The organism is Micromonospora sp. NBC_00898 (assembly GCF_045207895.1).
Classification (GTDB): domain Bacteria; phylum Actinomycetota; class Actinomycetes; order Mycobacteriales; family Micromonosporaceae; genus Micromonospora.
This window is the reverse complement of the sequence record NZ_CP108775.1, coordinates 3,017,038-3,031,240: the sequence shown is the minus strand read 5'-3', so window position 1 is coordinate 3,031,240 and position 14,203 is coordinate 3,017,038. Positions and strand designations below refer to the sequence as shown.

The following is a 14,203-nucleotide window of genomic DNA, read 5'->3' as shown; positions in this document are numbered from 1 at the left end:
GGTGGGCCGTCCACCGGGCCGCGACCGGCTCGCCGGCGGCCGCGACGGGCGTGGCCCGGGTGACGGTGACCCGCATGACGCGGGGCACGGCGACGCGCCGGCCGGCGATGTGCGGGACGGCGACGTGCGGAATGGTGACGTGCGAGACGGCCGCGCGCGGGACGGTGACCTGCGGGGCGCTGACCTGCGGCACGGCCGCGCGCGGGGCGGTGACCTGCGGGGCCGGCCCGGCGGTCGGGCGGTGCCGCCACAGCCAGGCGACGTCGTGGCCGAACGACTCGACCAGCATCGCCAGCGCGCCCACCACCAGCACGGTCGCCGCGGCCGGTGGCAGCGCGGCGGCGGACGCGGCGGCCAGCACGACGCCCTGCGCGGCCGCGACGACCTTGCGCCAGTACCGCGGCGGCAGGGTGCCCCGCATCCAGGGCAGCAGCCAGCTCGCGACGACGAAGGCGTACCGCATCCCGCCGATGGCCAGCACCCAGCCGCCGACCGTGGGCGCCAGGTGGACGCTGAGCACCAGGATCAGGAACGCGTCGACCTCCATGTCGAACCGCGCGCCGAGGTCGCTGGCGGTCCCGGTACGCCGGGCCACCCGACCGTCGACCGCGTCGAGCGCCAGCGCCACGGCGGTGAGCGGGAGCAGCACCGCCACCGGCGCCGGCCGCCCCCAGGCGTCCACCGCCAGGGCCAGCACGCCGCCGACCAGGACCGCCCGGGTCAGGGTCACCCGGTCCGCCGGGCCGAGCGCGTCCGCCCCGGCCGCCCGCAGGCCGCGCCGCAGCAGACCGCACAGGGCCACGCCGTACGCGAGGCCGGCCAGCCAGCCCGCCGCGCCGAGACCGACCGTGCCGGTGAGCCCGGCCAGCAGGACGAACTGGGCGATCAGCCCGAGTACCGAGCCATTTCGAACCGTGGACACCCTGCCTCCGTGTCTATGATCGACAACCCTGCCACTGAACACGGGAAATCCGGCCGTCCGGTTCGGTCCGGATGCGGAAAGAGGGAATTTCGTGACCCGCGACACCCGCGCCTTCTGGCTCCGCGCCCCCGGCGCGGGCGAGATCCGGTCGGTGACCCTGCCCGCTCCCAGCGCCGACGAGGTGCTGGTCCGCACCCGGTACTCGGGCGTCAGCCGGGGCACCGAGACCCTGGTCTTCGCCGGTCGGGTCCCCGCCGACCAGTACGCCACCATGCGCGCCCCGTTCCAGGAGGGCGACTTCCCGGCCCCGGTCAAGTACGGCTACCTCAACGTCGGGGTCGTCGAGGAGGGGCCTGACGCGTTGCGCGGCCGGACGGTCTTCTGCCTGTACCCGCACCAGACCGCGTACGTCGTGCCGGCGGACGCGGTGGTGGTCGTACCGGAACGGGTGCCGGGGGCCCGGGCGGTCCTCGCCGGCACGGTGGAGACGGCGGTGAACGCGCTCTGGGACGCCGCGCCGCTGGTCGGCGACCGGGTCACCGTGGTCGGCGGCGGCATGGTCGGCTGCTGCGTCGCCGCCCTGCTGGCCCGCTTCCCCGGGGTACGGGCCGAGCTGGTTGACGCCGACCCGGCGCGGGCCGCGGTGGCCGCCGCGCTCGGGGTCGACTTCGCCCTCCCCGCCGACGCGGCCGGCGGCCGGGACCTGGTGGTGCACGCCAGCGCCAGCGCCGCCGGCCTGCAACGGTCCCTGGAACTGCTCCGCCCGGAGGGCACCGTGCTGGAGCTGAGCTGGTACGGCGACCGCCCGGTCACGCTGTCCCTCGGTGGGGCGTTCCATTCGCGTCGGCTGCGCATCCACAGCAGCCAGGTGGGTACGGTGTCGCCGCGGCGGACCGACCGCAGCTATCGCGACCGGCTGGCGCTGGCCCTGGACCTGCTCGCCGACCCGGCCTTCGACGCGCTGCTCACCGGCCGCTCCCGCTTCGCGGACCTGCCCGACGTGCTCGACCGGCTCGGCTCGGGCCGGCTGCCCGCGCTGTGCCAGCTCATCACCTACGACGAGGAGTGATCCGTGTTCAGCGTGACCGTCCGTGACCACATGATGGTCGCCCACAGCTTCACCGGCGAGGTCTTCGGGCCCGCCCAGCGGTTGCACGGGGCGACCTTCGTCGTCGACGCCACCTTCCGCCGCCCCGACCTCGACGCCGACGGCATCGTCGTCGACATCGGCCTGGCGACCGAGCAGCTCAAGGCCGTCCTCGGCGAGCTGACCTACCGCAACCTGGACGACGAGCCCGCCTTCGCCGGGGTGAACACCACCACCGAGGTGCTGGCCCGCACGATCGCCGACCGGCTCGCCGAGCGGGTGCACGCCGGCCGGCTCGGCGCCGGCGCGCGCGACCTGGCCGGCATCACCGTCACGCTGCACGAGTCGCACGTCGCCTGGGCCAGCTACGAGCGGTCGCTGTAGCGGATGACCACGGTGCACGTGGTGCTGCCGGGCGACATCGACGACCCGGCCAGCCCCAGCGGCGGCAACGGCTACGACCGCCGGGTCTGCCGGGGGCTCGCCGCGACCGGCTGGACCGTCCGGGAGCATCCCGTGCCCGGCGACTGGCCGCGACCGGGGGCGGGGGAGCGGGCCGCCCTCGCCGGGGTGCTCGCGGGGCTGCCCGACGGCGCGCTGGTGTTGCTCGACGGGCTGGTCGCCTCGACCGTGCCGGAGCTGCTGGCGCCGCAGGCCCGCCGGCTGCGCCAGGTGGTGCTCGTGCACCTGCCGCTGGAGACCGACGCCGAGGCCGGGGCGCTGGCCGCCGCCACCGCCGTGGTCACCACCAGCGAGTGGACCCGCCGCCGGCTGCTCGACCGGTACGCGCTGCCCGCCGACCGGGTCCGGGCCGCCCCGCCCGGGGCGGACCCCGCGCCCCGGCCACCCGCACGGCGGACGGCGCGGCGCTGCTCTGCGTCGCGGCGGTCACCCCGCACAAGGGCCACGACGTGCTCGCCGCGGCCCTGGCCGCGGTCACCGACCTGCCCTGGAGCTGCGACTGCGTGGGCGGGCTGACCCGGGACCCCGACTTCGTCGACCGGCTGCGCCGGCAGCTCACCGCCGTCGGCCTCGACGACCGGGTCCGGCTGGTCGGCCCCCGCACCGGGCCGGCGCTGGACGCGGCGTACGCCGCCGCCGACCTGCTGGTGCTGCCGTCGCGGGGGGAGACGTACGGGATGGTGGTCACCGAGGCGCTGGCCCGGGGCGTACCGGTGCTGGGCACCGACGTCGGCGGGCTGCCCGAGGCGCTCGGGCGCGCTCCGGACGGCAGCCGACCCGGCCTGCTCGTGCCGCCCGACGACCCGGACGCGCTGGCCGGCGCGCTGCGCCGCTGGCTCACCGACCCCGTCCTGCGGGCCCGGCTGCGCCGGTCCGCCCGGGACCGGCGCGACACCCTCACCGACTGGGCGGTCACCTCGACCCGCCTGGCGGCCGTACTGATGGAGGCGACGGCGGCATGACCACGCAACTCCCGCCCGAATTCGCGGACTGGCTGCGGCTGCGCGAGCCCGCCGACGCCGCGGCCCGCGCCACCGACCTGGTGGACGCGGTCCGCCGCCGGCTGACCGGTGACCGGCCGCTGGTCGTGCACGATCTGGGTACCGGTACCGGTTCGATGGGACGGTGGCTGGCGCCGCTGCTGCCCGGGCCGCAGCACTGGATCCTGTACGACCGGGACGCCGGCCTGCTGGACCGGGCCGCCGCCGACCTGGTGCACGCCGCCGCCGACGGCAGCCCGGTCACCGTGGCGACCCGGTGCGCCGACATCACCCGGCTGGCCGCCGCCGACCTTGCCGGCGCCGGCCTGGTCACCGCGTCGGCGCTGCTGGACATGCTCACCGCCGAGGAGGTCGAGCGGGTGGTGGCGGCCTGCGCCGGGCACCCCACGCTGTTCATGCTGACCGTGGTCGGCCGGGTCGAGTTCACCCCGGCCGACCCGCTGGACGGGGAGTTCGCCGCCGCGTTCAACGCCCACCAGCGCCGTACCGTCGACGACCGCGCCCTGCTCGGGCCGGACGCGGTCGAGGCCACCCGGGCGGCGTTCGCCCGGCGGGGGGTCGAGGTGCTGGTCCGGCCCAGCCCGTGGCGGCTCGGCCCGGAGCAGGCGGCGCTGACCGGCGAGTGGCTGACCGGCTGGCTCGACGCGGCCGTGGAGCAGCGGCCGGAACTGGCCGGGCCGGCCGGCGCGTACCGGCGGCGGAGGCTGGCCGAGGCGGCCCAGGGCCGGCTGCGGGTGCTGCTGCACCACGCCGACCTGCTGGCCGACGGGTGAACCGGACGGCCGCCCGCTACGTGACACGGGGTGGACTGAGGGAGGACCACGTGTCGCACGGGACCATCGCCGCGTCCGCGCCGGCCACCACCGGCGGGCCGGCGTCGGCCCCGGCGGCACGGTCGCCGTGGCCCTGGATCCGCGCCCTCGCCGGGCTCGGGGTGCTGGCCGCCCTCGTCGGGTCCGTGGGCGCCGGGCCGTTCCTCGCCGGGCTGCGGCTGATCGACGCCCCGGCGCTCGGCGCGGCCCTCGCCATCGGCCTGGTCACCACCGTCTGCTGCGCCTGGCGGTGGGCGCTGGTCGCGGGGGGCCTCGGCGTACGGCTGCCGATGGGCGCCGCGGTGGCCCACTGCTACCGCGCGGTCTTCCTCAACTCGACCCTGCCCGGCGGGGTGCTCGGCGACGTGCACCGCGCGGTCCGGCACGGCCGGGATGCCGGCGACGCCAGCCGGGGTATCCGCGCGGTGGTCTGGGAACGCACCGCCGGGCAGGTCGTCCAGCTCGTCATCGCGGTGGTCGTGCTGGCGGCGCTGCCCTCGCCGGTCCGCCGCTACCTGCCCGCGGCAGCCGGTGCGCTGCTGGCCGTCGGGCTGGGTCTGGTCCTGCTCGCCCGGGCGGCGCCCCGCTCCGGCCCGTCCAGGTGGGGGCGGGCGCTGCGCACCGCGGCGGCCGACGTCCGGTCCGGGCTGCTCGCCCGGCGTACCTGGGCGGGCGTGGTCGTCGCCTCCGCCGTGGTGGTGGCCGGCCACCTGGCCACCTTCGTCGTCGCGGCGCGCACCGCGGGCGCCGACGCGCCGCTGGCCCGGCTGGTGCCGTTGACGCTGCTGGCCCTGCTGGCGATGGGGCTGCCCGCCAACGTGGGCGGGTTCGGCCCGCGCGAGGGGGTCGCCGCGTGGGCGTTCGCCGCCGCCGGCCTGACCGCCGCGCAGGGCGTCGCCGCGGCGACGGTGTACGGCGCGCTGGTGCTCGTCGCGAGCCTGCCCGGCGCGGCCGTGCCGCTGCTGCGCCGGTTCCCCGCACCGACGGCCAGCACCGGTCGCTGACCGCGCCTACGGTGGACCTTGGTGTGCGCTGCCGGCGCGTCCGGCGGCACCGGACGAAGGAGAGCAATGGACGAAGCGCTGCCGGTGGCGACGGTCCGGGCCCAGGTGACGGTGCCACTGCGGTTCCCCGACGGGTACGTCACGTCCGCCCGGGTCTTCTCGTTCGACGGCCTGGTGGACGGCCGGGAACATCTCGCGTTCGGCCTCGGTGACTGGGCGGCGACCGTGGACGGGCAGGCCACGGACGGGGCGCCGCCGCTGGTCCGGCCGCACAGCGAGTGCCTGACCGGGGACGTCTTCGGCAGCCAGCGCTGCGACTGCGGCCCGCAGCTGCGGGAGGCGGTCGAGCGGATCGCCGAGGCCGACGGTTTCCTGCTCTACCTGCGGCAGGAGGGGCGCGGCATCGGCCTGTACGCCAAGCTCGACGCGTACGCCCTGCAGGACGCCGGCCTGGACACGTACGAGGCGAACCTGGCGCTGGGTCGGGGCGCGGACGAGCGCGACTACACGGCGGCCGCGCAGATGCTGGCCGCGCTGGGCGTGTCCCGGGTCGCCCTGCTCAGCAACAACCCGGACAAGGCCGACCAGCTCGACCGGCTCGGCGTGACGGTGGCCGAGCGGGTCCCGACGGGTGTGCACCTGTCCCCGGCCAACGCCGGCTACCTGGCGGCGAAGGTCACCCGCGGCGAGCACGCCCTCGACCTGCCGTTCGTGCCGTGACCGGCCGGCCGTACGTGCTGCTCAGCTGCGCGATGTCGATCGACGGGTACATCGACGACGCCTCGGCCGAGCGGCTGCTGCTCTCCAACGCCGACGATCTGGACCGGATCGACGCGGTCCGGGCCGGCTGCGACGCCATCCTGGTCGGCGCGGGCACCGTCCGGCGGGACGACCCGCGGCTGCTGGTGCGCTCCGACCGGCGCCGCGCCGAGCGGGTGGCCCGGGGTCTGCCGCCGTCCCCGGTGAAGGTCACCGTCACCGCCAGCGGGGACCTCGACCCGGCGGCCCGCTTCTTCACCATGGGTGAGGCGACGAAGCTGGTGTACTGCCCGAGCGGCGCGCTGGAGAAGACCCGGGAGCGGCTGGGCGCGGTGGCGACCGTGGTCGACGCCGGCGAGCCGGCCAGCCCGGCCGCGCTGCTCGCCGACCTGGCCGCCCGGGGCGTGAGCCGGCTGATGGTGGAGGGCGGCGGCATCGTGCACGCCCAGTTCCTCGGCGACGGCCTCGCCGACGAGTTGCACCTGGTGGTCGCGCCGTTCTTCGTCGGCGACGGCCGGGCGCCGCGCTTCGTCGGGGACGGCCGCTTCCCCTGGCACCCGGGCCGGCGCGCCCGGGTGCTGGAGGTTCGCCAGATCGACGACGTGGTGCTGACCCGGTACGCCCTCTCCGACCGCTGCCCGGAGGCCTGAGCTCTGGGTTCGGACGCCGTGCGCTTGTCCGGACGGCGTCGTCCTGCTGAGCGATATGCCTGAGAGTCATAGATGTGCCTGTCAGGCATATCGCTCGCCAGGCACAGGCCGGGTCGGTGCGACATGCCGGGAAGCGACGCATGCGCCCCTGACCGGCCCGGGTCAGCAGGCCTGGGCCGGGCCGACGGGCGAGGTGGCCGAGGCTCAGACCGCCGGCATGCCGAGCGCCTCGTCGACCCGGGTCAGCACCGCCACGTCGTCCTTGCCCACGCCGCGCAGCAGGTCGATGGCGGTGGCCCGGATCTGACCGACGATCATCACCACTGGCAGCGACGGGTCGGACTCGAGCAGCTCGGCGCCGATGCGGACGGCCTCCAGAGCCGCCTCGTCGGCCCGGCGGACGTGCCGGTCGGCGTCGTCGCGGCCGGTCAGGTCGGTGGCCAGCGCCGCGCCGGCGGCGCGTACCGCCTGGGCGAGCGCGCGGATCGCGGCGCCCAGCTCCGGCGGCGTCGCCGTGTGCAGCCGGGCCAGGGCGACCCCGTTGCGGGCCAGCACCCGGATGTTGCGTACGGCGTAGTCGAGCTGCCGGGCGGTGGCCTCGACCTCCTCGATCTGGCCCAGGTGCCGGCGGCGGCGGACCCGTAGCCGCAGCGTCTCGCCGCAGGCCTGGACGGCCTCGCGCAGCCGTTCCACGCAGCCGTCCACCTGGCGGGCCCGGGCCAGCGCCGCGCGGGCGGCCGTCTCGTCGCACCGGCCGAGCGCCTCGTCGATCCGGTCGAGCAGCTCGGCCAGGTCGGTGAAGGTCTGCCGGGCCTCGGCGACCAGCGGGGCGAGCGGGTCGCGGGCCGTCACGAGCTGGCTCGCGGCGAGCGCCACCGCCCCGCCGATCAGCGCGTCGACGAAGCGGAACGGCGCGAACTCACCCTTCGGGGCGGCCACCACGACCAGGTAGAGCGCGGAGACCGCGGTCTGGATGATCAGCGTGCTGCTCGCCCCGGCGGCCACCGTGATGACGAGGGTCAGCAGCAGCACGATCAGCATGGTCCCGGTGCCCGGCCCGAGCGCGTGCACCATCAGGTCGGCGATGAGCACGCCGCCGGCCACCCCGAGGATCAGCTCGACGGTCTGCCGGACCCGCTGTCCCCGGGACTCGCCCAGGACGATCAGCGCGGCGCTGGGCGCGAAGAACGGGTCCGGGTGGCCGATGAGCCGCGCGGCGATCAGCCACGCGACGGTCGCGGCGAGCGCGGCCTCGACGACCGGGATCCAGCCGTCCCGCAGCCGCCCGACGGCGGCCTTCCACCAACCTCGCACTGTCCGCACCCTCCCTAGGCGGACCGGCGCACCACCGGACCGACGATTCCGGTCGCACGGGCTTGTACCCGGGACGTTGATCGTCGTAACGAGACCGTTCTCGCACCTGGCGGTGCGGCGGGCGGGTCAGAGCACCTGGGCGAGGAAGCGGCGCAGCCGGGGGTGCTCGGGGGATTCGAAGATGGCGGCGGGTCCGCCGGCCTCGAGGACCACGCCACCGTCCATGAAGGCCACCGTGTCGGCGACCTCGCGGGCGAAGCCCATCTCATGGGTCACCACCACCATGGTCATGCCGTCGGCGGAGAGGTCGGCCATCACCGCGAGGACACCCTTGACCAGCTCCGGGTCGAGCGCCGAGGTGGCCTCGTCGAAGAGCATCACCTGTGGTTGCAGGGCCAGGGCGCGGGCGATGGCCACCCGCTGCTGCTGACCGCCGGACAGGTGCGCCGGCCGGGAGTCGGCCTTGCCGGCCAGCCCGACCAGGTCGAGCTGGGCCCGGGCCAGCTGCGCGGCCTCGTCCGCGGAGAGCTTCTTGATCTTCCGCAGGGCGAGGGTGATGTTGCGCAGCACCGTCATGTGCGGGAAGAGGTTGAACTGTTGGAACACCATCCCGACCCGCTGCCGCAGCGCGTCCGGGTCGTCGCGCAGCACGCTGCGGCCGTCCAACAGCACGTCGCCGGCGTCCGGCTCGATCAGCCGGTTGATGGTGCGCAGCAAAGTGGACTTGCCGGAGCCGGACGGGCCGATCACGCAGGCGGTGGCGCCCCGGGCCACGTCCAGTGCCGCGCCGCGCAGCACCTTGTGCGTGCCGAAGGCGAGGTGCACGTCGCGGACGCCGAGGCTGACCGAGGTGGTGGTGGCGGTGCTGGTCGCGGTCATCGCTGGTCCTTCCGTCCGGTCGTGGGCGGCGCGGTCTCGCCGGCCAGGGCCAGGTGGTCGTCGGGATCGACGGTGACCGCCCGGCCCTGCCGCAGCCGCCGGTCGATGGCGTTGACCGCGTGGGTCAGCGGCACGGTCAGCGCCAGGTAGCACAGGCCGGCCAGTAGCAGGGCGGACTGGTTGCCGGTGTTCGCCGCGTAGTCCTGCCCGATCCGGAACAGCTCCCGCTGGCTGGCCAGCAGGCCGAGGAAGTAGACCAGGCTGGAGTCCTTGATCAGGGCGATCAACTGGTTCACCCAGGCCGGCAGCACCCGGCGGACGCCCTGCGGGACGATCACCAGGCGCATCGCCTCGCCCCAGGAGAAGCCGAGCGCCCGGGCCCCCTCCAGCTGCGCCACCTCGACGCTCTGGATGCCGGCCCGGAAGATCTCCCCGATGTACGCGGCGGCGATCAGCGACAGCGCGAGGATGCCCAGCGGGTACGGGTTGGGCCCCCAGACGTCCATGCCCAGCGGCGCCAGGCCGACGCCGATGAGCAGGATGGTCGCGGCGGCGGGCAGGCCGCGGAAGATGTCCGTGTAGACCCGGGCCGGCCAGCGCAGCCAGCGGGTACGGGAGATGCCGGCGATGGCCAGCAGGATGCCCAGCAGCGAGCCGAGCAGGGCGGCGGAGACCGCCAGGATCAGCGTGTTGGGCAACCCGACGGTCAGCATGTCCGGTAGCGCCTCGCGCATGGAGTCCCAGTCGAAGAAGGTCTCCCACAGGGTGCTCAACGGATCCATCGAAATCTCCTACCCGCCACGCTCGCTCGTGTCCGCGTACGTCAGGAAGCCGCCGACGCCGACGGCGCCGGAACGGTGCCGCTGCCCGGCTTGAAGTCGGCCGGGATCGGCCGGCCCGGGTAGTACTGCGCCTGGAGCTTCGTCCAGGTGCCGTCCGCGATCACCTCGTCCAGGCCCTTGTTCAGCGCCTCGCGCAGCGGGTCGTTCCCCTTCGCCACCGCGTACGCGGTCGGGGCGGGGCTGAGCTGCTTGGCCGCCACGGTGATCTTGCCGGTGCTGTCCGCGGCCGACTTCTCCCCGATCTCGGCGGGGGCGATCCACGCGTCGGCGGTGCCCGCCTTGAGCTGGTTGATCGCGCCGTTGTAGTCGGGCACCCGCACCGGGTTCAGGTCCTTGCCGGTGGCGTAGTCGTCCTGCACGGTGCCCTGCACGACCACCACCCGCTTGCCGGCGAGCTGGTCGAAACCGGTGATCGGCGAGCCGGCCGGCACGTCGAGTCCGAAGTAGCCGAAGTCGTAGCCGTTGCCGAAGTCGACGGTCTTCTTCCGCGCCTCGGTGATGGTGATCGACGAGCTGCCCACGTCGAACTTGTGGTTGTTGACCTGCGACAGCAGCGCCGAGAAGTCGGTGCCGACGAACTCCACCTTCAGGCCCACCTTGGCGGCGACCGCGGTGAGCAGGTCGTTGTCGAAGCCGGTGAACTTCCCGTCCTTCAGGTAGACGTTCGGCGGGGCGTCGGTGAGCGTGCCGGCCCGCAGCACGCCGGGCTGGAGCAGGCCGTACGGGTTGGCGGCCTTGCTGGTGGTGGCGTCGTCGCCGCAGGCGGTGAGCGTGGTCGCGGCGAGGACGGCGGCGGCGCCGAGCGCGGCGACGCGGGACAGGGCGGGAAGGAATCGCACGGGTGTCTCCAGGGTCCGGGGGCGGCGTGGGCGCACGCCGCCGACGGCACGCCCGGGGCGGGCGAGCCGGAGTGGGTGGTTCGAGGAAGGGAGTGGTGGCGCTCAGCGCGCGTCGGCGCGGCGACAGCCGTCGCTGCACACCCGCATCAGGTCGACGTGCCGGCGCTTGACCAGGGTGAAGTCGGCCGGGTACGCGGCATCGTCGGCGATCGGGGCGCGAAAGTGAGCAGACATGGTTCCCTCGGGTCGGTAATGACCTGGGTACCAGGCCACGCTTGCACCGGCGTGCTGCCGGTGCCCGGTCTTCACCCGGGGCACCCCACCGCGGAGGAGGGTTGCCGGCCAGCGAGCCGGGGCTTGACGCTGGCGCTCATGACCTGCCGAGAAGGCTAGCAGCAGCCCCGCAGTGATCGTCCAGTCGTTATGACCACGCTCACGTACCGGCCCTTACTGCGCTGTCATCTCCGGCGGCGGTGGGACAAGCGCACCTCCGGCGGCGGTGGGACAAGCGCCGTCGTGCGGCTCATGGTCGGCGCGCCGCCGCCGTCGGGGTGGCCGTACGGACCTTCCCGATCCGCCGGTGCGGGTCCGGGCGGGCCGGCATGATCGGCGCGTCCCGCCCGGTGCCGTGCCGGCCGTCGCCGCGCCCGTCGGCGGCCGGCGACGACCTCCGCTCGTGGTAGTCCTGCTCCACGTTGACCGTCCACACGTCGTGGCCGGCGGCGTGGGCGATGTTCTCGGCGGTCAGCATCGCGGTCAGCATCGAGTGGTCCTGGTTGTTGTAGCGGTGCATGCCGTTACGCCCGACCGGGTGCACGTTCGGCACCTCGCGGCCCAGCCAGTCCCGGATCACGTCCACGTTGTGCTGGTACCGCTCGTCGTACACCGGGTACGCCTTCGGCATCCGGACGACATGGCCGGCCTCCACGCAGCCCGGCCGGACCAGACCGAGCCGCTCCAGCTCCGCGGTGGCGAGCGCGACCAGATCCTCGTCCGACTTGCGCCACATCTCGTCGTCCTCGAAGACGAAGTACTCCAGCCCCAGGCAGGTGCGCCCGTCCTTGACCAGGTACGGCGACCAGGAGCCGAAGTTCTGGATCCGCCCCACCTTCGCCGCCGGGTCGTGCACGTAGATCCAGTTGTCCGGGAACGAGAACTCCTCGGGCACGACCAGCGCGACGGTCAGGAAGTCGCGGTAGCGCAGGTCGTCGGCGGCGGCGCGCACCTCGGGCGGGGCCGCCGGGCTCATCGCGTGCACCAGCGCGGAGATCGGCATGGACGAGATCACGTGATCGGCCGGCTCGATCCGGTCCCCGGCCGCGTCGGCGACGGTCACGCCGGTGGCGCGGTGGGCCCGCGGGTTCCGGTGCACCGTCGTCACCCAGCTGCCGGTACGCACCGAGCCGCCGAGCTTCGCCACCCGCTCGGTGCAGCGCTCCCACATCATCCCGGGGCCGAACTTCGGGTACTGGAACTCCTCGATCAGGCTAATCACGTCCTTGCGGTTGCGCCGGGGCAGCAGCGCGTTGAGCACCGCCTTGGACAGCGACAGGTTCTTGATCCGCTGCGCCGCCCAGTCGGCCTGCAGCTGGTCGGCGGGCATCCCCCAGACCTTCTCGGTGTAGGTCTTGAAGAACTTGGAGTAGAGCCGCCAGCCGAACCGGGCCGACACCCAGCCCTCGAAGTGCGACTGGTCCTTCGGCGGCCGCAGCCGCGCCCGCCCGTACGAGCCGAGGCAGCGCACCGCCTCCACGATGCCCAGGTTGCGCAGCGCGTTGCCGGCGTTGAGCGGGTAGTCGTAGAGCGCGCCCCGGTAGTAGATGCGGCTCATCCGCGGCCGGAGCAGAAAGTCCTCGTCGGGCAGGATCTCGTGCCAGAACGCCTCCACCCGGGAGACCTTGGTGAAGAACCGGTGCCCGCCGATGTCGAAGCGCCAGCCGTCCCGCTCCACGGTGCGGCTGATCCCGCCGACCACGTCGTCGCCCTCGAAGACCCGGACCAGCTCGCCGTGCCGGAGCAGTTCGTACGCGGCGGTCAGCCCCGCCGGACCCGCGCCGATGACGACGGTGCCGCTCTTCTCGCCCATGCTGTTCGAGCCCTTCGCCGCCGTCCGGTCAGTTGCGGCAGCGCGGATACCCGGTCCGCCCCCGATCTCACCTGCCCGTGCGGCGCGAATGTCCCCGGCGCGCCCGGCCTCCCAGGGACGCCGGACGATCAATCCGAGGCAGGTGTCAGCGGCCGCGAAACGGGGATCCCGGGCGACGGTTCGCGGTCCGGCGCGGCCGTGGGCGGGGCGACGCGTGGGGGACGGATGGTGGACGGGTGGCGGGCCGGCGTGACCGGCGCTCCCGCCACGGACCGGCCGGGACCGGGGGCCCGGCCCCGCCGCGCCGGCCGGGGGTTGTCCCGGCTCGCCGCCCGGGTGCCCGCCCCGTGGGGCTTCGTGCTGGCGGTCTTCGTCGGCTCGAAGGTCGTGCTCAGCCTGGTCGGCGTGCTGGCGTTGAGCGCCTGGGACGGCGTGCCCGGCGCGCCGCCGGCGGACGAGACGATGGCGCGTACGCAGCAGCACGCGATCTCGCCGCACCGGTGGATCTCGCTCTGGTTCGCCTGGGACTCGTTCCTCTACGACCACCTGGCCCGGCTCCCGCTGGACCGACCCTGGCCGGACTTCGGCTTCCCGCTGCTCTATCCGTTCCTGGCCCGGCCGGTCGCGCCGCTGCTCGGCGGGCACACCGCCTGGGCCCTGCTGCTGGTCAGCAACGTGGCCCTGGTGTTCCAGCTCTACTACGCCCACCAGCTCGGCGCCCGCCTGCTCGGAGCGGGCGGCGCGGCGGACGGCGGTCCCGGTGGCGCGGCGGACGGCGACGACCCGGCGGCGGGTCGCCGGTTCGTCCGCTACCTGCTGCTCCTGCCGACGGCCTTCCTGTTCCAGGCGGCGCTCACCGAGTCGCTCTTCCTCTGCCTCGCCCTGGCCGCCTTCTGGTATGCCGAGCGGCGTCGCTGGCTGCTGGTGGGGATCGTCGGCTACTTCCTGGCGCTGAGCCGCTCGGTCGGTTTCCTGGTGGTGATCCCGCTCGCCCTGGTCCTGCTGCGCCAGCACGGGTACCGGCTCAACCGCCGCACGCTCGGGCGGTACCTGCGGCGGGGCTGGCCGCTGGTGCTGGTACCGGCCGGCTGGCTGACCTTCATGGCATTCTGCCGCTGGCAGTCCGGTGACTGGTTCGCGTACAAGCACGCCCAGGAGCAGGGCTGGGGGATCACCGTGCAGAACCCGTTGGCGGTGGCGTGGCACGCGTTGACCGGTCACAACTCGGCCGACGCGTTGCGGGTCTGGTTCGCCGTCGCGGTGCTGGTCGTGGCCGTCGTCGGGCTGCGCCGGGCCGAGCTGCCGTACCTGGTCTACACGGTGATCGTGGTGCTGGTTCCGCTGTCGATGGGCCCGCCGGTGCACAAGAGCCTGCTGCGCTACCTGCTGGCTGCGTTCCCGGTCGGCCTGGTGCTGGCCCGCTGGGCCCGCCGGGTCACCCTCGACACCTGGCTGACCGCCGCGCTGGCGCTGCTCCAGGGGGCGCTCTTCGTGGTCTGGCTGACCTACTGGACGCACTTCATCATCTGAGGCCGGTCTTGTTATG

13 protein-coding genes, 2 pseudogenes and 1 riboswitch are annotated in these 14,203 nt (G+C 74.6%); of the genes and pseudogenes, 8 read left to right on the top strand and 7 right to left on the bottom strand.

The features are described 5' to 3' along the window. Positions 1 to 205 precede the first annotated feature (205 nt). Positions 206 to 922: pseudogene (locus OG799_RS14830) on the bottom strand (CDP-alcohol phosphatidyltransferase family protein); the annotation flags it as partial. A 91-nt stretch (positions 923 to 1,013) separates the two neighbouring features. Between OG799_RS14830 and OG799_RS14825 the strand changes: the two are divergent. The 7 genes and pseudogenes from OG799_RS14825 to OG799_RS14795 all read left to right on the top strand — a co-directional run bounded on the left by OG799_RS14825 (position 1,014) and on the right by OG799_RS14795 (position 6,697). Continuing rightward, the gene (locus OG799_RS14825; protein WP_406045614.1) at positions 1,014 to 1,991 is read left to right on the top strand and encodes a zinc-binding alcohol dehydrogenase; all 978 of its coding nucleotides are present in this window, start codon (positions 1,014 to 1,016) and stop codon (positions 1,989 to 1,991) included. Between the two features lie 3 nt (positions 1,992 to 1,994). Beyond that, positions 1,995 to 2,393 carry a 6-pyruvoyl trahydropterin synthase family protein gene (locus OG799_RS14820; RefSeq protein WP_406045613.1) on the top strand — a complete coding sequence of 133 codons (399 nt, stop codon included), beginning with the start codon at positions 1,995 to 1,997 and terminating at the stop codon, positions 2,391 to 2,393. Between the two features lie 3 nt (positions 2,394 to 2,396). After that, positions 2,397 to 3,433 (top strand): annotated as a pseudogene (locus OG799_RS14815) (glycosyltransferase family 4 protein). Continuing rightward, positions 3,430 to 4,245 (top strand): SAM-dependent methyltransferase, encoded by an 816-nt coding sequence (locus tag OG799_RS14810; protein ID WP_406045612.1) that lies wholly within the window; start codon positions 3,430 to 3,432, stop codon positions 4,243 to 4,245. Before OG799_RS14815 ends, OG799_RS14810 begins: the two are co-directional and overlap by 4 nt. 137 nt (positions 4,246 to 4,382) lie before the next feature. Next, entirely contained in the window at positions 4,383 to 5,288 is a 906-nt protein-coding gene (locus OG799_RS14805) for a lysylphosphatidylglycerol synthase domain-containing protein (RefSeq protein ID WP_406046291.1), read from the top strand. Between the two features lie 66 nt (positions 5,289 to 5,354). Then, complete coding sequence (gene ribA, locus OG799_RS14800) at positions 5,355 to 6,008, top strand: GTP cyclohydrolase II (RefSeq protein WP_406045611.1); 654 nt, start codon at positions 5,355 to 5,357, stop codon at positions 6,006 to 6,008. Then, entirely contained in the window at positions 6,005 to 6,697 is a 693-nt protein-coding gene (locus OG799_RS14795) for a RibD family protein (protein ID WP_406045610.1), read from the top strand. The genes ribA and OG799_RS14795 overlap by 4 nt, the downstream gene beginning before the upstream one ends. Before the next feature lie 204 nt (positions 6,698 to 6,901). Here OG799_RS14795 and OG799_RS14790 read toward each other — a convergent pair whose 3' ends face one another. The 6 genes from OG799_RS14790 to OG799_RS14765 all read right to left on the bottom strand — a co-directional run bounded on the left by OG799_RS14790 (position 6,902) and on the right by OG799_RS14765 (position 12,657). Further along, complete coding sequence (locus tag OG799_RS14790; protein WP_406045609.1) at positions 6,902 to 8,011, bottom strand: FUSC family protein; 1,110 nt, start codon at positions 8,009 to 8,011, stop codon at positions 6,902 to 6,904. Between the two features lie 126 nt (positions 8,012 to 8,137). Then, a complete protein-coding gene (locus tag OG799_RS14785) occupies positions 8,138 to 8,890 on the bottom strand; it encodes an amino acid ABC transporter ATP-binding protein (RefSeq protein WP_406045608.1) in 753 nt (250 codons plus the stop codon). After that, positions 8,887 to 9,672 (bottom strand): amino acid ABC transporter permease, encoded by a 786-nt coding sequence (locus tag OG799_RS14780; RefSeq protein ID WP_406045607.1) that lies wholly within the window; start codon positions 9,670 to 9,672, stop codon positions 8,887 to 8,889. Before OG799_RS14780 ends, OG799_RS14785 begins: the two co-directional genes overlap by 4 nt. 41 nt (positions 9,673 to 9,713) lie before the next feature. Beyond that, positions 9,714 to 10,571, bottom strand: a complete 858-nt coding sequence (locus OG799_RS14775) for an ABC transporter substrate-binding protein (RefSeq protein WP_406045606.1) — start codon at positions 10,569 to 10,571, stop codon at positions 9,714 to 9,716. Positions 10,572 to 10,673: 102 nt separating this feature from the next. Beyond that, positions 10,674 to 10,805, bottom strand: coding sequence for a hypothetical protein (locus tag OG799_RS14770; protein ID WP_406045605.1), 132 nt, complete (start codon positions 10,803 to 10,805; stop codon positions 10,674 to 10,676). 32 nt (positions 10,806 to 10,837) lie between these two features. Next, positions 10,838 to 10,949, bottom strand: a riboswitch (SAM riboswitch). A 145-nt stretch (positions 10,950 to 11,094) separates the two neighbouring features. Next, complete coding sequence (locus OG799_RS14765; protein WP_406045604.1) at positions 11,095 to 12,657, bottom strand: NAD(P)/FAD-dependent oxidoreductase; 1,563 nt, start codon at positions 12,655 to 12,657, stop codon at positions 11,095 to 11,097. Positions 12,658 to 12,882: 225 nt separating this feature from the next. On the opposite strand from OG799_RS14765, the gene OG799_RS14760 reads away from it, so the two are divergent. Next, positions 12,883 to 14,187, top strand: a complete 1,305-nt coding sequence (locus OG799_RS14760; protein WP_406045603.1) for a hypothetical protein — start codon at positions 12,883 to 12,885, stop codon at positions 14,185 to 14,187. Positions 14,188 to 14,203: the final 16 nt, after the last annotated feature.

Bases quoted from the DNA above. Each gene is read 5' to 3' on its own strand.
- OG799_RS14765 (WP_406045604.1), bottom strand. From the start codon at position 12,657: ATGGGCGAGAAGAGCGGCACCGTCGTCATCGGCGCGGGTCCGGCGGGG.
- OG799_RS14810 (WP_406045612.1), top strand. From the start codon at position 3,430: ATGACCACGCAACTCCCGCCCGAATTCGCGGACTGGCTGCGGCTGCGC.
- OG799_RS14760 (WP_406045603.1), top strand. From the start codon at position 12,883: ATGGTGGACGGGTGGCGGGCCGGCGTGACCGGCGCTCCCGCCACGGAC.
- OG799_RS14785 (WP_406045608.1), bottom strand. From the start codon at position 8,890: ATGACCGCGACCAGCACCGCCACCACCACCTCGGTCAGCCTCGGCGTC.
- OG799_RS14770 (WP_406045605.1), bottom strand. From the start codon at position 10,805: ATGTCTGCTCACTTTCGCGCCCCGATCGCCGACGATGCCGCGTACCCG.
- OG799_RS14780 (WP_406045607.1), bottom strand. From the start codon at position 9,672: ATGGATCCGTTGAGCACCCTGTGGGAGACCTTCTTCGACTGGGACTCC.
- ribA (WP_406045611.1), top strand. From the start codon at position 5,355: ATGGACGAAGCGCTGCCGGTGGCGACGGTCCGGGCCCAGGTGACGGTG.